Below are 21,890 nucleotides of genomic sequence, written 5' to 3'. Positions count from 1 at the left end.
GCAAGCCTCGCCCCCGCCACCGAACGACGGCGCTCCCCAAGTCCCGGCGCCAGGCCGAACCTGCACCACCTCACCCGGGAACCTCATGTCAGCACCACACCACTGCCCCTCGCCCGGCAACCGCTCCTTGCCCCCGCTCGACCTGGCGCCCGGCACGCCGCTGAGCGCCAGGCCCTGCAGCCTCCGGCAAGTCGACCTACGCCGAGACCACGACGGTCGACGCCTGGATCTGCTTCGACACCCTCCGCCAGGGCCGCCGACGGTCAGTCCGCCGCCCGGCCGCCGTGGCACGGCAGAAAACCCTCCTGGAACAGCACTTGACCGTCGAGGCGACCACTTCGTCGACAGCACGAAGATCGAGGGCCACGTGCGGGCCGACTTGGTCGAGCAGGCCCGCCCGCACGACCACCCCGTCGTCGCTCTGCGCTTCCTGCCCGACCTCAGCACGTGCCTGGCCCGCAACGCGCAGCGCCCCCCAGCCGGCGGGTACCGCCGGACACCCTGCGCTGGCAGCACCGCCTTGCTCGGGAAGCCACCCCGGCGCCCTGCTCCGCGAGGCCTTCACCGCCGTGCACGCTGGCCTCGGCGTCGGCACCGAGTCCGGCCGCCCGGCCTCGCGGCAGTCACGCCGGCTGGCGTGGCTGCCGGAACGGACAGTCCGCGTACGCGCTGGCTTTCGCGACGCCTTGACGACCGTCAACCTCGACCACGTTCCCGAGCGCCGCGAACGAGTGCTGTTCCGAGCTGCGGAATCATGAGATCCCGTGTGCTTTCAAGACGCTCCGTACGGTGTCGCGGGAATGCCCGGTGAGGTCTGCGATGGACACCTCCGAGAGGCCCGCCCTCTTCGCTTCGAGGATCAAGCCGTCGCGTTCCTGGCACTTGCGCCGGTACTCCGTGAGCTTCGCCCGGATCGCCATCTCAGCGGCAGGCTGCGGTGGCGGTGTGATCCAGGTAGGGGAACCGGGCCCGCAGATGTGAGAGGACCTGCGCCTATCCATTTCCATGTGCGGCAGCGTAGAACCTGCGGTGGTGGGCAGCGGGCCGACGCGCTGTGCATAAATGAGCAGACTGTGCAAGATTGCACACCTTCAATGGGCTGGATGGGTGAATGTCCAGCCCTGAGCCGGTCCGGGAGTTGAGGGGGGGAGCTCGCCTTCTGGGACATCTTGGCTGCCCTGCCGTCGGCAGGATCGCCGAAGGTTCTCAGCCCGAGGCACCCGTCCGAGTCAAAGGAACCCCCAGATGTTCGCCCCCCGCGTCTTCGCCGCCGTGGATATCGGGACCTACGCGATCGGCGGAGGCTGGACCACAGCCTCACCGGACAACGAGGCCCCGGAAACGCGAAAGATCCACTTCTTCAACAACTGGGAATCGCAGCCAACCCCCACGGTCAAGAACCTCTCGGCACTCCTCCTGGACGCCGACGGCCAGATGATCGCGTGGGGCTATGAAGCAAGGAGCCTGTGGCTCACGCAGGGCACGGCACTGCGCACGGCAGGGGCCACGTACCACCACGGATTCAAGATGGACCTCGGAGCCCCGGGGGAGATCAGCGGCACGGAGAAGGCTGGGGAAGAGGCGCAGGATGCCGACGAGGCTGACGACGCCCCGACGAGGCTGACGACGCCCCCGAGCTCGAATGCACCGCCCACGCCAGCGGCGTGAGCCCCCGGGACCTCCAGACGGCGGACCTGCTCACCATGCTTCTGCGCCAGGTCATGCAGGTGATGCTCCAGCAGATCACCGCCAGCGGCTACGACGAGGACGACGTCCGCTACGTAGTGACGGTGCCCGCCTGTTTCAGCGACTACCACAAAGCCGTCTACCGCGATGTGATCAAGAACGCTGGGCTGCCCGGCGAAGACGGCCGGGTCCTGCTCTCCCTGGAACCCGAAGCCGCCGCCCACCACGCCCGCGTCTCCACAGCACGTCCCGGTTGTTCCGCCCCGGGGCTGATGGCCCCGGGGGCCCGCTTCATGGTGGTCGACTGCGGTGGCGGCACCATCGACATCACCGCCTACGAGAACGCCCAAGACGGCAAGATGGTCGAGATCGGGCGGTCTCTCGGCGACCGGCTGGGATCGGACTTCCTCAACCGCCGCGTCGAGAGCGAATACCTCCTCGAAAGCTTCGGCAAGGCGGCCATGGACGACATCCGGGAATCCTGCCCCGACGCCCTGCTGCACATGATCGACCAGTGGGAGCGCGCCAAGGTCGCGGTCCGGCTCGACCAGGAGGACGACCTCACCCTCCTCATTCCCACCGCCATCGACCGGAAGTTGGGAGCGGCGGGCCGCCGCCGACTGGCCCGCCGCCAGAACAAGGTCGACGACGCCATCCTCCTCACCCCCGCCCAAGTGCACGCGCTCTTCGACGCCGTCGTGCCAGGCATCCTCGACCTCGTCGAGGCCCAGCTGAACGAGATGGAAGCCACACAGAGCGACTCCGACCCCTCCAACGTGATCGTCCTGGCCGGCGGCTTCAGCAACTCGCCGTACCTCCAGCAGGCCATCAAGGAGCGCTTCGGGGCCCGCGCCACGAGCATCGTGCCGCCGAACCCCGACATCGCCGTTCTGGCCGGCGCCGTCCACTTCTGCTACGACCCCCAGACCCGCGCACGCCGTAGCCGCTTCACCTACGGCATCGACACCGCCATGCCATTCGAAGAAGGCATCGACCCCGAATCGACCCGGTTGAAAACTCCGGACGGAGACCGGTGCGGGGGCCGGTTCAACATCTACACCACCACTGGACAGTCGGTGCCGACGGACGCCGAGGTCCACCACACGCTGATTCCCCTGTTCGATGAGCAGAAAGTAGTCCGGTTCGGCGTCTACGCGACTCGGGACACCCAGCCCCGATACATCACCGACGACGGCTGCGACCAGCTGGCTGAGGTCACCGTCGACCTCAGCCCGGTCATGCGCTTCGAGCGTCATGAGCGCGCAGTGCGGGTCTTCATGAAGTTTGGCGAGACCGAGATCAAGGTCCGCGCCGAACTGGTGCATGGCGGCGGCGAGGCCAACGCGCAGGTCCGCTTCCACTCCAACTACTGAGCCGAGACCCATCTTGTTCCTTGAACCAAAACCCCTCTCGCACGACGTGTGGCTGGCTGGCTCCGACCGGGACCCGGACATCCTTCCGGACCGCGCACCAAGCATCACCGATGAGCTGGAGGTCGCCCGCCAGCGGATCGAGGTACTGGAGTTCCAGGTGCGCCGCGGAGCTGCCGAGCACCAGCGCATGTGGCAGCACATCAGCCGCGTCGAACGCCAGCTGGGCACACTCCTCGCCGCCCAGCTGGACCAGCGCGGCGATCTCGCGGGAGAACAGCACTGTGAGCACCAGGAACTCTCCCGCCAGACCCGGACACTGGTGGAACAGCAGTTCCAGAACTTCTCCCGCCGGTACAGCGACAGAGCCGACGTCGCCCGAAACCGCCCCAACCGGGAACGCACCGCGTTCCTCATGTCCAAACTCACCCAGTACCTCCTGACCAAGAGGCCGGCCTCCAGTTGGGCCATCCAGCAGTCCCTCCGTCTCGGGGACGACCCCGACATCGAGGCCGCGATCAACCGCCTGCGGACCGACTGCGTCGCCCTGACGGAGCGCATCGCCAAGATCGGCCTCGCGCATGAATGGAGCTACACCTACACCGCGAGAGCCCCCCCTGGACCCTGAACGGCAGGACGCCTGGGCATCATGCGACCTCGAGGCACCAGTCTCCTTCGTTGTCGCTCCGGCGTATCTCGTCGATGGCCGGATCTACGGCCGCCAGCTGGTCTATACCGCCTGACGCTTCCGGGGCCCACCCTGCGGCGCGGTGGGCCCCGGGACTTGAGGTCGGCGAAGGCGTTCTGACAGCTCTTGGCGCGGGCGGCCTCGGCGATGTCCACTACGGTGGCGCCCGCCGAGGCCGCGGTCCGGTTTCCTGACCAGGCCGGACGGCGTCAGCTCAGCACCTTCGCTTTCCCCCCTCCCGAGGCTCTCGCCCAGGGCCCGGACACGCTAAGGCAGGTCGACCCGGAACTAAGGCACGAAAAAACGTGCCTTAGCCAAGCCCGCCGGCGAACGCACAGTGGCGGCTTCGGCCCGCCGCCCGCTACCACCTTCCTCACCCGCCCCCGAAAAGGATCGGCCCTGGCGCCACCGCGACAGAAACGGCACCCGCAAGCACAGCCAGCCCCCACCCGTCTTTGCATGGTCAAGGCCCGTCGTTCCGGAGCTAAGGCACAAAAAACTGTGCCTTAGAACTCATCTCATTTGGTGAGTCTGCGGTAGCAAATGAGGGTGCAGGCGATGCTGGTGAAGGCTAGGAAGTGGTCGGCCTTGCGTTCGTAGCGTCGGTGGAGTCGGCGGCAGCCGGCCAGCCAGGCCATGGTGCGTTCCACGGTCCAGCGGCTGCGGCCCAGCCGTTGGGAGGACTCGACTCCCTTGCGGGCGATGCGGTGGGTGATGCTGCGTTCGCGTAACCATCGCCGCAGGTGGGCGTAGTCGTAGCCCTTGTCGGCGTGGAGTTTGGCGGGCTTGCGCCGTCGCCGGCCGCGGCGCGAGCGGATCGGTGGGATGCCCTTCACGAGCGGGATCAGGGCCTGGCTGTCGTGCAGGTTGGCCCCGGAGATGCCAACGGATATGGGCAGACCTGACCGTTCCGTGATCAGGTGGATCTTCGAGCCGTACTTGCCCCGGTCGACAGGATTCGGACCTGTCAGGTCCCCCTTTTCAGGGCCCGCATGTTCACCGAGTCGATCGCGCACCGCGACCAGTCCAGCTCGCCGCGGGACCCGAGTTCGTCGAGGACCAGGCGGTGGAGCTTGGCCCACACTCTGGCCTTCGACCACTCCGAGAACCGCCGGTGGGCTGTCGCGCCGGACGGGCCGAACGACGCCGAAGGCAGCTGCTGACAGGTACAACCCGACGTCGCCACGAAGACGATCGCCGCCAGCACTTCCCGGTCACCGTGCCGACGCCGGCCACCACCCTGCGGCCGCGACGGCGCCTCCGGGACCACCCGCTGGAACAACTCCCACAACTCGTCCGGCACCAACCGCTCAACGATCCCCACCATGACTCACAGAATACCGAGTCACCCAAATGAGATGGCTTCTAGTACTGCAACGGTGCTTAGCGTGACGATGGTCGGGTTCGCTCGTTGGTTCGTTCATGGGTGGGGAGATATCCGAGGTTGATGCTCGTCGTTGGTCGGACGGGTTGGCGGGATTGCACGAGCGGTTTGCTCACCGGTTCGCTCGCAGTGAGTCGCGGGAGTCGGCTCTCGCGTACATGCGGGGCCTGCTGGCTCCGTTGGAACGCAAGAACGGCTGGACGGTGGCCGAGGAGGCCGGCCATTGCGGACCGGACCGGATCCAGCGCCTGCTGAACCGGATCGACTGGGACCCTGACGGGGTGCTCGACGATGTGCGCGAGTACGTCGTCGAGCACCTGGCCGACCCGGAAGGTGTGCTGATCGTGGACGACACCGGCTTCCTGAAGAAGGGCGCGCGGTCGGCGGGCGTCCAGCGGCAGTACTCCGGTACTGCCGGCCGGACCGAGAACTGCCAGGTCGGAGTCTTCCTCGCGTATTCGGGTGAGCGGGGCCGGACCTTGATCGACCGGGCGCTCTACCTGCCGAAGTCCTGGACGCAGGACCGCGAGCGCTGCCGAGAGGCGGGGATCGGCGACGAGGTCGAGTTCGCCACGAAGGTCCAGCTCGCGAGGACGATGGTCCGCCGCGCGGCCGACGACAAGATCCCGTTCCGCTGGGTGACCGCGGACGCGGGCTACGGCTCCAGCAAGAGCTGGCGCTACGAGCTGGAGCAGGCCGGCATCGTCCATGTCGTGGCAACGACCCGGCACGACACCGTCGTCACCCGGCACGCCCCGGACCATCCGCTCCACGGCCTGGTCGCCGGTCTGCCCCGGCAGAAGTGGAAGCGCCGCTCGTGCGGCGAGGGCGCCCACGGCCCGCGGATCCACGACTGGGCCCGCGCCGAGGTCCGCCCCTGGCACCGCCCTGACCGCAAGCACTGGGTCCTGGCCCGCCGAAGCATCGCAGAGCCGACGAAGATCGCCTACTACATCGCCTACGCGCCCGCCGGCGCCACACTGAACGAGCTCATCGCCGTCGCCGGTGCCCGCTGGGCGATCGAGGAGTGCTTCCAGACCGCAAAAGGACAGTGCGGCCTGGACGACTACCAGGTCCGCCGCTACCCGGGCTGGCACCGGCACATCACCCTGGCCATGGCCGCTCACGCCTACCTCACTGCCCTGCGGGCCCAGCACCTCGAAAAGGGGCCGGACCCGCTCGAACGCCAGACCTGATCCCCCTCACCATCCCCGAGATCCGCCGACTGATCACCGGCTTCGCCCGCCTCGGCCACCACCCCGTCGGCCACCTCCTGCACTGGTCCCGCTGGCGACGTCGCCGCCAGCACCAGGCACGAACCAGCCACTACAAGAGATGAGGCCACAGCCCATGAGCTGAAGCCTCGTCACGCTAAGCACCGTTGCAGTACTAGGCGGCAGCTACGCATGACCCCCTGGTCTGGGCCAGGCTACGCGGGTGTCCCAGCGCCACGGACTGGCCCTGGGCTCGGCTGCCGAGGGCCCGCTCGCCCGCCCAAGCGGCACCGTGCCGCACCACCGGACGATGAACTACTGCGGATCCGTCCGGCTCCAACTGCTCCTGCACAGAGAGTTGGGCGCCGCCGGAACGCTCGTCGGCGCCGCCCAACTGACAGGGTGCAGCCCCCGCGCAGGCTGCTGGGCCTGGCGCCTGGAGGCGATCGAGGCGCTGTTCCGAGGCAATCCCCTTGTGGTGGGCGCGTCCAGGCCTCGCCTTTCACTTCAAGGACGACAGGGTCGAATCACTTCAAGGACGACAGGGTCGAACACGATGTTCAGCGCGTCGGGCTTCGCGGCAGAAGCGCTCGGGTCAGCAGCCGTACGAATCGATGACGGCTCGCGTGCGGCTGTCGGAGGCCAACAGGCCCCCCTTGGACGCCTCATCGAAATTCAGAGGCGGGCTACCACCATGCTTGTCTGCAACCCTGAGGCCGTCTTCCTTCTCGACGGAGATCTCCGCATTTTCGATGTCATACTGCGTACCTGCCAGGCACTGTTCGGCGCCGCCGTACTTTCTTGCGTAGTTCGCCTCAGGGTCGGAATAGGCCCAAGCGGCCAGGGCCGCCCCGGACAGAGCCACCACGCAGATCACGGCCAGGAACGTCAGTGCAAACTGCGGAGCCGGTGAACGGAACCGTCGAGCGAAACCCCATGCGGCCCATGCGGAAAACCCGACAGCCATTGCTGTGAGGGTGACAGACAGGGCGACAAAATCTAGCACCCCGCTTGATTGCAGGTAGGAGGAATTCGCGACCGTCACGGAGACCGCGCACATGGCTGCAAAGGTGGCCCCGCATGCGACAATGCGCCTCATCGTCGACCTTTCGCCCTGTGGGAAAGTTGTAGACATGAACCGCATTCTACAGTAGCACGCCATTGCGAAATGAGCATTATGAACGTTTTGCCTGCCCCTCTGGCGGCGGGGCAGGCAAAATTAAGCTACCGCTTTGTGTCCGTCCGCCACTCTCGGGCCTGCCGGACGGATAGTTGCGCTGCCAACGCGCACATCACGGCAGCGATAACGCAGACCACGCCCACACCCGTCATCATAAGGATCGGCGGCATTTCGAAAGTGCTGCCGGGGCGCGATACTGGGGTCACCATCCAGGATGCGACGAAACCACCTGATACCCCTGCTACACACAAAGGCGCGGCGACAAGGAGCGCAGAGGTGGCACGGTAAACCTGGTTGTTCCCGGTGAGCACGGACAGTGGTGCCAGAGCTCGGCCGACTCGGAGGAACTCCGAGCTTCCGATGAATCCTAGGGAGAAAACTAGGATGGCGATACCCGTCACGCCGAATACTCGAACCCAGCGCCCCTGGTCTTTGTCGGGAATGGTGGTGGTAAGCCATTCTTCGCCGGGGTAGCGAACCTGTGCACCCCTGGGGAAAATCTCGTATGTGAGCTGTTTCAGGTCGGCGACGGGCGGAGGTGTTCTTCCGGTGCCGATGATGGCCAGAGTGCCGCCCTCGCCGGCGTCCGCGGTCAGGCGTGCCAAGCTGGCACGATCTGCCTGGGCGGCCTCCACATGCGTTCCGCCGGTGGAATTCCATCGGATCAATTCTCGCACGCGGCTGTCGGGATTCTTATCCACCCTTGCTGGAATGTCACCGCACGGGAGCTGAAGTTGGCGAAGCGCATTGCAGGAGCCATGCAGGATAAGTGGGCCTTTGTTTCCGCCGGGGGGGTTGTCAACGACGACGGCCTCGGCTTTCTGAGGTATCTTTGCCAGAAGCGTCAATACTTGCTGTTCTGAAACTTGCCCCTTTGGGCCGATCTCTGCGACCGTCCTGTCTGAGCTTTTCAGCATTGCTTCCAGTTGCGCGTTGTGAGTGCCGAAGATTGTCTGCCATGCGACCGATTGAGCGAACAGCACCAGGGCGAGGAGCACGCCGCTGATGAGACGGGCTACCGCACCGGGGAAGACACTTGCCCGGCGCCCGGCCACGAGCGCGGCCGGCCAGCCTCTTCGGCGTCCTGCTTTCTCCAGGGCCAGTCCGCCCCATGCGATGATCTGGGACACGGCGCTGGGCATAGTGAGAACCACGGCCACGAGGCCGATCCATATGAGGTAAACCCGGTAAATCGCTGCTTGTGGTACCAGATCCGGGCCGAACACGGCGAGCAGGAGCGCCGCAGGGAAAAGTGAGGCGAGGATTTTCTTCCTGCGCGGGTTCGACGTACTTCGGGCGCGATTTCCTTCCGCGCGCCCTGACATTCGGTCCGTGGCCACCGTAATGAGCAGCACGAAGAGTGCGGCAACGACGAGAGCCGTCACGAGAAGCCAGGCGTTGTGGGCGACGTCACCGGAGCGAAGCACGTAGTTGACATGGGGAATGGTGATGTCTGTCTGAGTGATGAGGAAAAGGACGGGCAGGGTACTCATCACCCCGAGCAGGACGGGCCTGACCACTTCCCCCAGGGCGAGGATCGCCCTGTCTCGCCGGTTCCCTCCCAGCACGTCGATCAGAGCGCCCCGACGGTCGCGGGCATGGGCTCCGACGCGCACCGCGACGAACACGAACGTCACGGCAGGTGTGAGTAGCAGCCCGCCGGCCAAGGCCTGAAGCATCCACTGCGGCTTGTCATCGTCGTCGGCAGAGCCGGGTTCCAGCCCCGTCGCGATTCGTCCGCTCTCGGGCCCGAAACTACTTACGGCCTCGACAGGGCGTTCGGCCACCAGCGGCTCGGCGGGTCGTACATAGGCCAACCACTCCCCAGGGTCTTCGAGACCGGCGGGTTGGATCGTGCCGGCCAACTGTCCGTAGCGCTCTTCGATGCCCTCGCCCGCGCCTGCTCTCAAGAGGGCAGGGGACAGTACCGCTTCGCCGGGGCCGGGCCAGGTGGTCACGCCGGGTGGCAGGGGGGCGTCGCCCTTGTCGGGGGTCAGGTACACCACGCTGAAGCGACGCTGGTCCTGAAGGGAGTCCGATCCCACGAGCCACAGTGTGGAGTTGGTCGCCTTGCTCCTGTCCTCCTGCCACACTGGAGTCCTCGCCGTCCGCCGGTCTTCCTTGCCGGCGTAGGCAGCGTGGATCATGGCCATGGCCGCCAAGGCCATGACGAGGATGAAGGTCGACAGAATCAGCGCTACGAAGCGGAGCTTCGCCGACTCCGACCGCCGTGCCGCTCCACCACCGACGGACAAGAGGCTGCGCCAGAGGGGTGTGCCTGCTGCTGTCATGGCGTTCCCTCCTGCTGGGGGCGGTTGCGAGCTGTGAGCGCGCCGTCGTGAAGATGCAGGACGCGGTCGGCCCGGTCCGCGACGGCCAGGTCGTGGGTCACCAGGAGCAGCCCGCACGCGCGCTTCTTCGGAAGGTCGAAGAGCAGGCTCGCGGTTCTCTCCGAGGCCTCGGGGTCCAGCGCCCCAGTCGGTTCGTCGGCCAGAACCAGGTCGGGCTGGTTGATCAACGCGCGGGCCACCGCGGTGCGTTGGTGTTCGCCGCCGGACAGCTCTGCTGTCGTGCAGGCATCGGGAACGCCCAGTTCGTTGAGGAGCGTCCTCGCCTTTCGGTAGGCGTCGGCGCTGTTCTCGCGGGAAAGCATGGGCGCCAGTGCGACGTTGTCGACCGGGCTCAGTTCCGGCAGCAGTTCTCCGAATTGGAAGACGACACCGATTTTCTGGTTTCGGAGTTTGGCGAGCTGTGCGTGACGAAGGCGGGTGAGGTCCTGGCCGGCGACGACGATCCTTCCGCCGTCTGGCTTGGTTAGCCCGAGAATGCATGCCAGAAGCGTGCTCTTCCCGGAACCGCTGGCGCCGGTAATCGCAACGGTCTCTCCCGGTGCGACCGTCATGTGTAGATTGTCAAATAGGGTTCTTCTTTTGATACCGTAGTTCAGTCCGGATACTTCCAGTACGAACCGGGAAGTGCGTTCGGTGGCCTGCCTGTTCACGTGCTTTCCCTGACTGTCTTTGCGCTGTGCTGGGCTGAGAGCCTCCGGTGGGGCAGGGACCCTGCCCCACCGGAGGCGGTGGGTCAGCGGCCGTCGTTCGGGCGGTCGTCAGGGCCGCAGGGGTCGGGCAGGAGGCGGGCGTCCAGACAGGCGGTGACCTTCCGGACGTAATTTGTCGTCGAGGAACCGCTGTACTCGGTGGTGTCCTGTCCACGGTTGTTGTTCAGCCGCAGGCCGCTGTTGTTCAGCCGGTCGTAGAGACTGTAGACGCCGACGCCGTCCGCTCTCTCGTCGCGGACGGCGACGTTCTTGTTGCCGTAGCTGCGCCAACTGTAGGTGTACGCGTCACGGTTGCCGTAGTCGTTGAGGAGTACGGATGTCAGGTCCTCGCCAGCGTCGCTGTGCGCCGCTGGCGCCATGCCCAGGCCGGCAACGGCCACAGCGGCCACGAGGATCAGCTTGCTGGTTTTGATTCCAGTCTTCATTTTTCTCCAGATTTCGACGTGCGGCTACTGTCTGCTTTTCGGAGATCAGCGACCGTCGCCGGGGCGGTCGTCGTATCCACACGCGTCGGGCAGCCCGGCCAGATCCAGACAGGCGGTGACCTTCTGGACGTAGTTGCTGGTGGACGAACCGCTGTAGACGGTCGAGCCCGCTCCGTTGTTGTTGTTGAGTCGAAGACCGTGGTTGTTGACGCGGTCGTAGAGCGTGTATGGGCCCTTGCTGTCCGACCGCTCGTCGCGGATGGCGACGTTCTTGTTGCCGTAGCTCTGCCAGCTGTAGGCGAAAGCGGTGTCGTAGCCGACGAGGTCCTGCATCCGGGACGTCAGGTCCTCTCCTGCGTCGCCGTACGCCGGGGAAATGCCGATTAAAGCCGCGGCGAGCGTCGTGACTGCCGCGTACTTCCCGATTCTCTTGATGCTCATCAAACCTCCTGGAGTTGTAGCGATTGCATGGCGTGCGACACGGCATCCTGACGAGATGCAGATGATGGGCCGTCGCACGGGCATGCAGAAGTGCGCTTCAGCCGGATCCTGCCGGCTGACGCATTTGGCCAGGTCCTGCCACTCTCCTGCCCGTTGTGGAAATGAGGCGTACGGTCTCCACTTCACGCTGACGACGTGAATTTGCGAGACCTTGTTTCCGACTCCAGGAGCGTATTCCGGCGGTCTGGCATTGGTAAAGGTCATATGAAACGGAGGTAAAGATTCCGCTCTCGCTCAGAGCGATCTTTATGTCGGGCAAACTCCCCGATGTGTAGATGTTGAGTGCAGGTACATGGCTTGATCGTGTTGAACCTGTCGCGCTGAGTTATGTCGACTGTGGCGTGTGTCACTCTTACGGATAGCGGTATGCCCGTTTACGGAGCCAGGGCAGACCGGTGCGCAGCTGCTTCACACAGCCCGAATGCCTGGTTTACCCGAGAGCGCAACGAGGGGACGTCCGCGTTCCTGGACGGTGGGCCCGTTTCCTGGGGCCCTGATAGTGGGGCCGGTGACCGGCGCGGCGAAGCGCCGGGCGGTCGCCCCCACTGGTGTGGACCCGCCCGTATGGCCAGGGCCCGGCTGGCGCGCCGGAGGAGATTGCCGGGTCCGAGGCCACAACCAAGTCGGAGACGACACTCTGTTGTCACCGACTGCGGATGCAGGACGCGCATCAGGCGACATCCAACGTTTTGTCGGGCGGCGTACGGCTCCCGGCGCGAGCGGCCTTGGCTACAGGCGGGATCGCGGCACTCGAACTCGGTGTGGGTTCCCCGTGCTGCGCGGAGCTCTGGAGTACGACACGGGCCCTGTCGGACACTACGCGCGACGGATCAGTCATCTTGCTGAAGCGGCGCATCGCTGGGTGACTGTGCGGTAGCAGATGAGGGTGCAGGCGGCGCTGGTGAAGGCGAGGAAGCGGTCGGCTTTGCGTTCAGTAGGGTCTGTGGCGGCGGTAGCCGGCGAGCCAGGATACGGAGCGTTCGATGGCCCAGTGGTGGCGGCTCGGCCGTTGCGAGGACTCGCTTCCCTTGCGGGGGATGCTGCGTTCGCGCAACCATCGCCGAGGTGGGTGTAGCCGTAACCCTTGGCAGCGTGGAGTTTGCGGGCTTGCGCCGTCGGTGTCCACGGTGTGTGCGGTTCTGCGACATGCCCTTCACGAGCCGGATCAATGAGCCGGATCAGGGCCTGGCTGTCGTGCAGGTTCGCCCCGGAAGTGGAAATGCCGAAGGATCCGGCAGACCTGACCGCGCCGTGATCAGGTGAGTTTACGACCCGTGCTTGCCCCGCTCGACAGGATTCGGACCCGTCAGGTCTTTTTTCTCAGAGCCCGCATGTTCACCGATTCGGTCCTGCACCGCGACCAGGCCAGCTTGCTGCGGGCACCGAGTTCTTCGAGGGCCAGGCGGTGGAGATTGGCCCACACTCTCGCCTTCGACCACTCCGACAACATCCACGGAAGCGAGTCGCTCCGGACGGGTCGAACGATGCCGAAGGCGGCTGCTGCCAGGTGCAACCTGACGTGGCCACGAAGACGATCGTGCCAAGTACTTCCCGGTCACGCCCATGATGACGCAGGGAAAAGCGAGTCGCCCAGATGAGGTGGGCTTCTACCTGTGATCGTTTAGCGCGCCTCGCGGCTGTCCGTAGCTGGAGCCGCCTGCTGCAACTGCCTCCAGTGGATCATGCAGCTCTGACCTAACGACCTCGTGCATGGTTGGCGGTAGCGCGTCGAGAGCCGAGGGCCGGGGGATGTGTTCACGTTCGTGTACCGCTGGCCGTGGCCGCTTGCTGGTGCGAGAGCAGTCCGGCGACGGATTGGATGATGTCGCTCATGTGCTCGCGGCGGCCGTGGTGGCGGGCGAGGGATCGCCAGTTCTTGAGGTGGCCGATGCCGTGCTCGACCCGGATACGGCGTGAGGAGTGGGCCTTGCGCTGACGCTCGTGCATCTCCTCGTACCACTCGGGCGGGTTCTTCTTGAACTTGCGGTGCGGTGGCGTCACCACGCGGCCGCCGGTCTGTGCGCCCAGGCCCTGGTAGCCGGCATCGGCGAGGATCTCCACGGCCGGACCGTCGGCCAGGAGCTCGACCAGGCCCAGCTTCCGGGCGTGCGTGATGTCCGCGCAGCTCGCAGGCTCGGCCGGACTGCAGAACAGCAGCCGCCCCTCGGCGTCCGTGACGACCATGGACTTCACGGCGTTCTGCTTGTTCTTCCCGGAGATGAACTTCTCCCGGTCCTTGCGTCCGACAGCCGGGCGACGCACCCGGACCTCGGTGCCGTCGATGATGCCGGTCTGCCCACTCGCGCCGAGATGGTCGATGACCTCGGCGAGTGTGCGCAGGCGGATGTCAGGCGCGACGGTGCAGCCCCGCTCGGCGAGCAGGGGCCGCACTTCACCGATCGCACGCGTAATGGTGGAGCGGTCCACGCCGAACCAGCAGGCCAGCACGTCGTGCGTCGTTGCATGGCGGAGGTGCACGAGCGTGGCCAACAGGCGGTCGACGAAGACCAGCTTGTACTTGGCCCCGGCACCGACAGCCCGGCGGCGAGGGCGTGACGTCAGCACAGCCTGGTGCCGCTCGTGCCACAACGGACCGATCTCTGCGACGAGTTCTGCGATCACGTCGGGTGCCAGCCCGGTGATCCGCTGGTTACGGATGATTGCTGCACGTGTCCGGCTCCCCACCACACGGACCATGATCAACGATCAAGGTCTCGACGCGCTACCGCCAACCATGCACGAGGTCGTTAGCTTGACCTGCGCAGATACCAGTTGCGTTCCAGGATCCGCGGATGAGGGTTTCACTGCCGCCCTTTAGTAGGTCACTGACCAGGCAGGTCGCAATTATCTCCAAGCCCCGCCGACATCGTCGCCGTCGTCACCAACGGACGCTTCTCCTCTCGGTGCCCCGAACTCGCCGGCGCCCTGCACATGCACCTCGTAGACCGCCGCGTCCTCGCCCGGTGGGCGGCAGGCACCCAACCGCTCTGGGACCTGCTGCCGAAGATCCCCCCACCCCGGAATCCCGTCAACTGACCCACAGCACGCGACACGCCTGACGGAGCCACGGGTGCCCTGCTGAGAGGCGGCGGCAGCCGAGCCCGAAGGCGCTTGGTCGTTGACGCGGCCGGCTGGACCGGGGGAGCGGCGTCCGGCCCCGGCCCAGCCGGGATTCACTGGGGCCGGAGCGTCACGATCATCGCCAGGGTGGCGAGCATGCCGCCCAGGAGCCAGGTCTGCCACCAGGCCCACCAGGGGAGTGCACGGCGACGGTGCCGGCGCGGGCTCACCGGGCGGTCACCTTCGCCAGAGGAGCCCAGGTGTAGCGAACACGCACGCCGTGGTCCTGAAGCCACCGGGTCTCGCGGTCCTGGTACTCACGGACGACATCCGGGGCGATGGCGGCGGGCCACCGGACCAGCACCGCCGCGACGCCGCCTGCCGCCGCGAGCGCCCGGACCTTGAGCCAGCCCGGGCGCCGGGCAGGGTCGGGCTCGCCGTACCTGTCGGTGACCACCACGGTGATCGTCAGCTCATGCCGGTCAGCGAAGGCGCGGCCCTCGGCCAGCGCCCGCTCGGCGGCCAGGCTCGGCATCTGCCTGCCACGGTCCGCGCAGATGTACAGCACGACCTTGGGGGCGGATTCTGGAGATGTTGCATCACTGATCATCGCTGCCCTCAGCAGGTGAATCAGGGGTCGGCGCCCCGCCGCGCCTACCGGGGGAGATAAGAGCGACGGGGCCGTACAGCCAGCTAACTGCCCGTCACCACCCCGGGGGTATGACGAAGTCGGGCCGACCGCGTTCGCCTCAGGTGACGAATTGACTTTTCCGTTATCTCCCGGGAGCGGCGTATTCGCCGTACCGTGCTGTCGTGGCGGAGTACGGAAACCGGCGCTTAGCCGCCTGGATGGCACAGCAGGAGATGTCAGCGGGAGAGCTCGCCGACGCGGTCAACCGCGCCATCGGCCGGTTCACCGGCCGGCCGGGAGCGACCTCGCCGCGCACCGTCTTCCGCTGGCTCTCCGGGGAGAACAAGTGGCCACAGGCACCCCAGCGGCGGGCCCTGGAGATGGTCACCGGCCGCTCCGCAACCGATCTAGGGTTCGTGCCACGGGGGACCGCCCAGCTGCCTGCTCCAGCACCGCCGGAGGACCCCGCCGTGGACCGCCGAACACTCCTTGGCGCGGCCGCAAGCACCGCGACCGCCGCCGCCCTGCCTCTCACCGCCGTCCCCGCCGCCGCGCGCCCGCATCAGGTCGGCACCGCCGACGTGCTCAGGCTCCGCGACGACGTCGAGCGGCTGGCCGCCCTGGACGCCGACCGCGGCGGACACGGCCTGGAGCAGCCGGCCCTCGCCGGCGCCGCCGAAGCCCTGCGCCTCCAGACGCACTCCGCCACCCAGCGCGTGCGCCAGCGCCTCTTCTCCCTCGCCGCCGACTTCACCGCCACCGCCGCCTGGTCGCTGATCGACGCCGGACAGCTCGACGGCGCCGAGCGCCACCTCGACCGCGCACTCACCCTGGCCGGCCTTGCACAGGACGACGACATGGCCATGCAGACCTGGAACCTACGGGCCATGCTCGCCCGCCAGCGCCACCACTACCCCGAAGCGGTAGCCGCCGCACAGGCGGCCCGGGCGACCTCCATCGCCCGATACAGCCCCCTCTACGCCTCCCTCGCCCACGCCCGCACCGCCCTGGCCCTGGCGCACAGCGGCGACACCCGCGCCGCCCTGGCCTACCTCGGACGAGCGGAGGAGACCCTCGCCAGGGCAGACCTCCGTGAACCGCGATCCACCTGGATCACCTTCTACGGCCCGGCCGAGCTCTACTCGCTGGCCGCGATCGTCCAGGACCTCGTCGGCCGGCCGGCCGAGGCCGAAGCCGCCTCGCACCGGGCCCTGGCCGAGCTGCCGCACCACTACCGCCGCAACCGCGCACACACCACCGCCCGGCTCGCCCTCGCCCAGCTCCACCAGGGCGACGCCGAGCAGGCATGCGCCACCAGCGGCCGCGTCTTCGCCCTCATGGTCGGCACACCCCTCCCCGGCCGACTCCGCCTGCTCCTCGGCGACTTCCAGCGCGACCTGATCGCCCACGCCCCCTCCGCCCGCCTCGCACAGGAGTGGACGGACCGCTACCGGACCGAATGGAGCCCCTCGTGACCACCACCCCCGACCTGCGCCGCTACGGCCACGACGCCCTGACCACCATCCGGCAGACCCTCCTGGACATACACGCCGACGCCTACGCCGCCGACATGAGCGAGTTCGACGAACGCTTCCCCTGGTTCGTCGACCACTGGGGCAGCCACCCGAAGTACGCCTGCGTCATCGGCTACGACGGCGGCGAACCCGTCGGATTCGCCTACGGCGCCCCCGCGGCCCCCGGCCGGGAATGGTGGCGCGAGCACCTGGCCGCCGCTCCGGAGCGCGACGCCACGTTCAGCCTCTCCGAGCTGATGGTTCGACCGGCCTGGCGCAAGACCGGCATCGCCGAGCAGTTGCACAACGCCCTGCTCGCCGACCGGCCGGAGAACCTCGCGGTCCTCCTCGTCGACCCCGACCACCCGAAGGTCCAGCAGCTGTACGAGACATGGGGCTACCGCCGCGTCGGCAACCGGCAGCCCTTCCCCGACAGCCCCAACTTCGCGGTGATGCTCCGCCCGCTGCCGATCGAAGCCGCCACGTGACGCACACGCCACCGGGTTCCCCCGGCGACGAGACCGCCGGCCCGCTCCGCGATACCGCCGGCGCCACCCCCGCCACGGAACGAGATGAAGCATCCGCGCAGGCGCGGAGAGGCCCCGTCCCTTCCCTAGCCGAGGTACTGATGCGGGTTCCTCCGCTCACGCTGGAGAGGGCATCGTCGTCCTTGGGCACGGCATCAACGGGGTACCTCCGCTCGCGCGGGGAGGGCAGAGGTGACACGCGCCTGCATAGCTATATTGTTGTTTTTTAGATGCTGGGGTGTGGTGCCCTCCAAGTACCGCAGCCCGCTCCGCAGCTCGGGCGACACGGCCCACTATGCGGCCGAGGACAAGGTCTGCATCGTCGACTGAGCCGGTCGGCGAAGGATTTCGCATCATGCGCGGGCGCCCCACCTTGTGGTGAGGCGCCCGCGTCGTACTCCTCGCTCCGGCGGCCCTGGGCCCCAGTTGAACGCCGAACGTTGATCACGGGACCAGTTCGGTTCCGCTTTGGAGTTGATGTAGCTCGGCGAAGCGGCTGTCGGGCTGGTGTAGCAACTCGTCGTAGGTTCCGGATTCGGTGACGTGGCCGTGGTGGAGGACTACTACGCGGTCGGCGATGCGGGCTGAGGCGAGGCGGTGGGTGACGAAGAGGCCGGCGCGTGCGTCGGTGAGGGCGCGGAATCGCTGGAGGACTTGGTGTTCGGCGCGGGCGTCGAGGGCTGCTGTGGGTTCGTCGAGGATGTGGACGGGGGCGTCGGCGTGGAAGGAGCGGGCGAGGGCGAGGCGTTGCCATTGGCCGCCGGAGAGGTTGTGTCCGCCCCACCATGAGCGTGCCAGGGAGGTGTCCAGGCCCTGGGGGAGTGCTGCGAGGACGGTGTCGGCGCCGGAGGCGCGGGCGGCTTCCATGACGGCTTGGTCGCCTTCTGGCCGGGGTGTTCCGAGCTGGATATTCTCCCGGGCGGTGAGGGGCCAGCGGGTGTAGTCCTGGGGGGTGAGGGCCAGTTTTGCCCAGACGCTTGCAGGGTCGACGTCGGCAAGGTCGAGGCCGTCCCAGCGCACCGCGCCGGTGTCCGGGAGGTAGAGGCCGGTGAGGAGCTGCACGAGTGTGGACTTGCCGGCGCCGTTTTCCCCGATGACGGCGACGAGTTCGCCGGAGCGGAGGTCGAAGTCGAGGCGGTCCAGGGCGGGCCGGTCGGCCCCCGGGTAGGTGAAGGTGATGTTGCGGGCGGTGATGAGCGTGGGTGGTCCGGCGGGGAGCTGGAGGGTTCCTCTGCGGGTGCGGTGGTGGTCGGCGTCGGTGAGGAAGGCGGCCCAGTCGTCCAGGTAGAGGCCGGTGCGGAAGACGCGGGCGGCGGCGCGGGTGAGCGTGGTCAGGGCGGCTGAGGCGGTACGGAGGGCGAAGAGGGCGGTTCCTGCGGCGGCGAGGTCGATGCGGCCGGCGGTGACCATCCAGGTGAGGGCGGCGAAGCAGCCGGCGAGGGCGAGGGAGGAGGCGGCGTCGCCGGTGAGCTGCACGCGCAGGGAGCGGAGGGCGGCGGTGAGCACGTCGTGTTCGAGGCGGTCGGAGACCTGCCGGTAGCGGGTGCTGAGGAAGGGGCCCATGGCGGAGGCGCGGATTTCGGCGGCGGTGTTGCGGTCGGTGCTGTAGCCGCGCAGGGACTGCCGGAGGCGGGAGTCGGCGCGGGAGGCGTGGACGGCTGCGTGTTCGAGGCGGGCGGCGCGCAGGGAGGCGACGGCGCGGGGTGCTGCTGCGAGGAGGAGCAGGGCGAGGAGGGTCGGGTCGAGCGTGGCGACGACGAGTGCGACGGCGGCGAGGCGGGCGGTGGTCGAGATGAGGCTCTGTGCGTCCGCGACGAGGTCGCGGGCGCTTTCGGCGCCCTTGCCTGCGGCGTCGAGAGCGTCTTCGAAGCCGGGGTGCTCGTAGGCGATCAGCTCGACGCGGGCGGCGGCGTCGAGGACCTGGAGGTCGGCTTCGCGTGAGCACTTCGGGCCGAGGCGGGCTGCGGCCGCGCGGGCGGCGGCGTCCGCGAGGGTGGCTCCGGCGAGCGCGAGGACCAGGGTGACGCAGGGCATGGCCGTCCCCGAGAGCAGGGGTGCAACGGGCCGGCCTGTGGAGTGGGCGGTGGCCATGTCGAGCCCGGCTGCGAGTACGGCGGTTGTCGCGGTCAGGGCGAGCGCCGCGAGGGCGGCGGCTGCGACCTGTGCGACGACCATGCAGACCACGGCTGGGCGGTCGGCGCGCCAGGCGAGGCGGGCGGTGCGGGCCAGGACGGCGGGCATTCGCCGGGCGGTTTGGCCTATCCCGGTGGTGGGGCGGCTCTCGTCGGCCAGGCGCATGACGGGGACGACGGGCGGGGTGGGTGTTGTCACTCCTCCGGTGTACGGCGGGCCGTGGCGCCGCCGCACGGGGATTGCCTGCGGTGTTGTGCAGATCCGCAGGTCAACCCCCGAGGGCGTCAACATGACGCCTTACGGTTCACCCTTTCGGGTGTGCGGTACGGGAGGTGCGGCGAGGGCGCCGACCCAGGGGCGGCGGGGGTCGGGGCGGTCGCGGCCGGACAGCCCGAATGCGCCGTTCTCGGTCCACACCCACGTATGCGCCTCGGCGGGCAACTGCCGCGCGCCCAGTACCAAGTGGGCCCGCCGGCCGCAGAGCGCCAGGGCGAGGACCGTCGCGAGCGAGATTTCCATGCAGGCGATACGGCCCCGGTACCAGGCCGGCGGATTGATGGGGGAGGGGAAGGCGAAGGCGGCGTTTCGAAGTCAAGCAGGGGGGTGCCGCACGCCGCCGACACCAACATACCTAGACTCGAACACATGTCCGATCTGCCCGCCGACCTGCCGCGCCTGCACGTGCTGCGGACGTGGCACGCGATGTGGCTGGCCCGAATCGACAAGGCGATCGCGACAGCCGAGCAGCGGGAAGCCGAGACCCGGCGCGGCGCCGAGGTGCGCCCGCCGCCACCCGCCTACGTGGTCCAGCTCGGCATCGGCACGGGCCCGCCCGCCGCCGTCCACATCGGTGGCTGCCCGGTCGCCGGGTCCCGCGTCCGGCCGCTCGACACCGAGCAGGCCCGGCAGGCCCTCGTCGACGTGGAGGCCTGCAGCATGTGCCGACCGGACACGGACCTCGGACTGCTGTAACTCAGCGGGCGTTTCTACGACGCGGGTAGTCAGGGTCGTCCTTGGCAGTGGGCAGCTCGCCGTGCCCCTCGTACCAGGGGTTGACCCAGCCGCACACGGTGCAGGAGTAGCGGCCGTTCACGCCGTAGATCTCGGTGCCGCACTGCCGGCACTCGGTGCGGGTGATCTCTGGCGGCCTACTCATGCGGTGAGGCTACCGGCGCGGTGGGCAGCGGGGCGACGCATGACCAGCCGCACGTCTGACTCCGCACCCACCCAGAGCCCTGTTGCAGCGCTTGCGCTCCACACGATGGGCGTTAATTGCCGCCCCTCCTCCTGGTCCGGCGCTGCGCCGGAAGGGCCACGGTGCGTCGGGCCGGGCTGGGGCGGTAGGGGGCGTACGGATACCGAAGGCGCCCAGGGTCGACCCGACAAGGCGCCGCCCGCCCGTTTCGAACCTGAGAGGATCTCAGCGGGTGCGGGGCCGACGCGACGCGCGGCGCCGACCTTGGCCTTGGCCTCGGAGCATCCCCGCGGGTGCGGGGCCGACTGTTGTAGCGCTTGCGCTCCGCACGATGGACAGGGAGCATCCCCCGCAGGCGCGGGGCCGACTTTGCTCAGCTGCAACGTGATCGCGAAGCCATCGAGTTCTCATTCACTTGCATCGCGCCTCTCAAGACCACCCTCACCAGAAGCCCTCCCCGCGTTCGCGAGGCCCCCTTCATTTGGCGGGCCGCGCCGGTGAACCACAGAGCACATGGGTGCGGGGCCGTCCACGAGCAGGGCCGGGCACACAGATCATGAGCGCCTCAGTGAGGGGTAGCGAGGGCGGATCGGAGGCAGGGCCTGCGGTGCGGTGCCGCCAGCTGGCTGTGGTGGCGCCGCGCTCCCGACCCCACTGATCCTCCTCAGCGAGGTAGTAGTCCCGGCCCTCAGACACAGTGCGCGCCCTGAAGGCGGGAAAGTTCCGCTTCCCACTGGCTGATGTGGGCTATCAACGCGGCCCGGTCGCGCGCGGGCACTGCGCGCTTGTACTGGCGCAGCTCCAGCACCTTCTGCCACCACTGGTCCCGCTCCGCGGCAGACGGTGCGGTATCGGACAGACGGATGTAGCGACCGGTGAGCTGGGTGGCCAACTCCGCGAAGATGTCATACACCAAGGCGGTCGGGATGTTCTCGTATCGTTCTGAGCGGGGAACGGACGACACTGCAGTCTCTCCCTTGGTCGGATGGAATAACTCTGCCCGGCGGGTGCTCAGCTCAGTACGGAGCCAACGTGCCGTTCGCCGAAATGACCGCCAAGTGCCATCCCCCCGCGAGCGCGGGAACAGCCGCACGCTGACCGCGCCGCTCCCCAGTGAGATTGAAGCATCCCCGCAGGCGCGAAGAGGCCCCGTCTTTTCCCTGGCCGAGGTCCTGATGCGGGCTTCCTCCGCTCACGCTGAAGAGGGCATCGTCGTCCTCGGGCACGGCATCAACGGGGTACCTCCGCTCGCGCGGAGAGGACACGTCGTGGCCCGCGAGCCCCGCCGCAGGTAGCGGGGTGCCTCCGCAGGTGCGGGGCC

Annotated in this window: 20 protein-coding genes and 1 pseudogene; 7 read left to right on the top strand and 14 right to left on the bottom strand. The window is 67.9% G+C overall.

The genetic code is table 11. The features are described 5' to 3' along the window. Positions 1–196: 196 nt before the first annotated feature. Positions 197–565 carry a hypothetical protein gene (locus ABZ863_RS32680; protein ID WP_358543401.1) on the bottom strand — a complete coding sequence of 123 codons (369 nt, stop codon included), beginning with the start codon at positions 563–565 and terminating at the stop codon, positions 197–199. Positions 566–1,245: 680 nt separating this feature from the next. Between ABZ863_RS32680 and ABZ863_RS32675 the strand changes: the two genes are divergently transcribed. Genes ABZ863_RS32675 through ABZ863_RS32665 form a run of 3 tightly spaced genes read left to right on the top strand, consistent with a single transcriptional unit; the run spans position 1,246 to position 3,684 of the window. Beyond that, entirely contained in the window at positions 1,246–1,668 is a 423-nt protein-coding gene (locus ABZ863_RS32675) for a hypothetical protein (protein ID WP_358543399.1), read from the top strand. Continuing rightward, positions 1,665–3,059 (top strand): Hsp70 family protein, encoded by a 1,395-nt coding sequence (locus tag ABZ863_RS32670; protein WP_358543397.1) that lies wholly within the window; start codon positions 1,665–1,667, stop codon positions 3,057–3,059. Before ABZ863_RS32675 ends, ABZ863_RS32670 begins: the two co-directional genes overlap by 4 nt. 13 nt (positions 3,060–3,072) lie before the next feature. Then, positions 3,073–3,684 carry a hypothetical protein gene (locus ABZ863_RS32665; protein ID WP_358543394.1) on the top strand — a complete coding sequence of 204 codons (612 nt, stop codon included), beginning with the start codon at positions 3,073–3,075 and terminating at the stop codon, positions 3,682–3,684. A gap of 578 nt (positions 3,685–4,262) precedes the next feature. Here ABZ863_RS32665 and ABZ863_RS32660 read toward each other — a convergent pair. Further along, a protein-coding gene (locus ABZ863_RS32660; protein WP_358543392.1) for an IS5 family transposase occupies positions 4,263–5,071 on the bottom strand; the annotation gives its coding sequence in 2 pieces (ribosomal slippage) (positions 4,263–4,723 and positions 4,723–5,071; 810 coding nt in all). 95 nt (positions 5,072–5,166) lie between these two features. On the opposite strand from ABZ863_RS32660, the gene ABZ863_RS32655 reads away from it, so the two are divergent. Next, positions 5,167–6,324 carry an IS701 family transposase gene (locus tag ABZ863_RS32655; protein ID WP_358543390.1) on the top strand — a complete coding sequence of 386 codons (1,158 nt, stop codon included), beginning with the start codon at positions 5,167–5,169 and terminating at the stop codon, positions 6,322–6,324. A gap of 613 nt (positions 6,325–6,937) precedes the next feature. Here ABZ863_RS32655 and ABZ863_RS32650 read toward each other — a convergent pair. From ABZ863_RS32650 to ABZ863_RS32615, 8 genes and pseudogenes are all read right to left on the bottom strand, one after another. Then, a complete protein-coding gene (locus ABZ863_RS32650) occupies positions 6,938–7,477 on the bottom strand; it encodes a hypothetical protein (RefSeq protein WP_158698171.1) in 540 nt (179 codons plus the stop codon). An 89-nt stretch (positions 7,478–7,566) separates the two neighbouring features. Further along, positions 7,567–9,813, bottom strand: coding sequence for a hypothetical protein (locus ABZ863_RS32645; protein ID WP_023423420.1), 2,247 nt, complete (start codon positions 9,811–9,813; stop codon positions 7,567–7,569). After that, positions 9,810–10,424 carry an ABC transporter ATP-binding protein gene (locus tag ABZ863_RS32640; RefSeq protein ID WP_023423419.1) on the bottom strand — a complete coding sequence of 205 codons (615 nt, stop codon included), beginning with the start codon at positions 10,422–10,424 and terminating at the stop codon, positions 9,810–9,812. Before ABZ863_RS32640 ends, ABZ863_RS32645 begins: the two co-directional genes overlap by 4 nt. A 182-nt stretch (positions 10,425–10,606) precedes the next feature. Further along, entirely contained in the window at positions 10,607–11,008 is a 402-nt protein-coding gene (locus tag ABZ863_RS32635) for a hypothetical protein (protein ID WP_358223252.1), read from the bottom strand. Positions 11,009–11,053: 45 nt separating this feature from the next. Then, the gene (locus ABZ863_RS32630) at positions 11,054–11,449 is read right to left on the bottom strand and encodes a hypothetical protein (RefSeq protein ID WP_158698170.1); all 396 of its coding nucleotides are present in this window, start codon (positions 11,447–11,449) and stop codon (positions 11,054–11,056) included. A gap of 894 nt (positions 11,450–12,343) precedes the next feature. Further along, positions 12,344–13,072 (bottom strand): annotated as a pseudogene (locus ABZ863_RS32625) (IS5 family transposase); the annotation flags it as partial. Positions 13,073–13,264: 192 nt separating this feature from the next. Then, complete coding sequence (locus ABZ863_RS32620) at positions 13,265–14,194, bottom strand: transposase (RefSeq protein ID WP_240674943.1); 930 nt, start codon at positions 14,192–14,194, stop codon at positions 13,265–13,267. A gap of 601 nt (positions 14,195–14,795) precedes the next feature. Beyond that, a complete protein-coding gene (locus ABZ863_RS32615) occupies positions 14,796–15,179 on the bottom strand; it encodes a hypothetical protein (protein ID WP_358223746.1) in 384 nt (127 codons plus the stop codon). 203 nt (positions 15,180–15,382) lie between these two features. On the opposite strand from ABZ863_RS32615, the gene ABZ863_RS32610 reads away from it, so the two are divergent. Both ABZ863_RS32610 and ABZ863_RS32605 read left to right on the top strand, forming a co-directional pair. Continuing rightward, on the top strand, positions 15,383–16,675 hold the full coding sequence (locus ABZ863_RS32610; protein ID WP_358543388.1) for a hypothetical protein: 1,293 nt from the start codon (positions 15,383–15,385) through the stop codon (positions 16,673–16,675). Next, complete coding sequence (locus tag ABZ863_RS32605) at positions 16,672–17,202, top strand: GNAT family N-acetyltransferase (protein ID WP_358543386.1); 531 nt, start codon at positions 16,672–16,674, stop codon at positions 17,200–17,202. Before ABZ863_RS32610 ends, ABZ863_RS32605 begins: the two co-directional genes overlap by 4 nt. Before the next feature lie 483 nt (positions 17,203–17,685). Here the strand turns inward: ABZ863_RS32605 and ABZ863_RS32600 are convergent, their stop codons facing one another. Further along, on the bottom strand, positions 17,686–19,572 hold the full coding sequence (locus ABZ863_RS32600; protein WP_358543384.1) for an ABC transporter ATP-binding protein: 1,887 nt from the start codon (positions 19,570–19,572) through the stop codon (positions 17,686–17,688). 99 nt (positions 19,573–19,671) lie between these two features. Then, positions 19,672–19,932 carry a lasso peptide biosynthesis B2 protein gene (locus ABZ863_RS32595; RefSeq protein WP_358543416.1) on the bottom strand — a complete coding sequence of 87 codons (261 nt, stop codon included), beginning with the start codon at positions 19,930–19,932 and terminating at the stop codon, positions 19,672–19,674. Positions 19,933–20,019: 87 nt separating this feature from the next. Here ABZ863_RS32595 and ABZ863_RS32590 point away from each other — a divergent pair, with 87 nt between their 5' ends. Continuing rightward, the gene (locus ABZ863_RS32590) at positions 20,020–20,346 is read left to right on the top strand and encodes a DUF6233 domain-containing protein (RefSeq protein ID WP_129807750.1); all 327 of its coding nucleotides are present in this window, start codon (positions 20,020–20,022) and stop codon (positions 20,344–20,346) included. Between the two features lies 1 nt (position 20,347). On the opposite strand, the gene ABZ863_RS32585 is transcribed toward ABZ863_RS32590, so the two are convergent. Both ABZ863_RS32585 and ABZ863_RS32580 read right to left on the bottom strand, forming a co-directional pair. Then, positions 20,348–20,530, bottom strand: a complete 183-nt coding sequence (locus ABZ863_RS32585) for a hypothetical protein (RefSeq protein WP_075988009.1) — start codon at positions 20,528–20,530, stop codon at positions 20,348–20,350. A 727-nt stretch (positions 20,531–21,257) separates the two neighbouring features. Then, on the bottom strand, positions 21,258–21,533 hold the full coding sequence (locus tag ABZ863_RS32580) for a hypothetical protein (protein WP_129807751.1): 276 nt from the start codon (positions 21,531–21,533) through the stop codon (positions 21,258–21,260). Positions 21,534–21,890: the final 357 nt, after the last annotated feature.

It is taken from the genome of Saccharomonospora sp. NPDC046836 (assembly GCF_040645195.1).
Lineage (GTDB): Bacteria > Actinomycetota > Actinomycetes > Mycobacteriales > Pseudonocardiaceae > Prauserella_A.
This window is presented reverse-complemented; position numbering and strand designations above follow the sequence as displayed.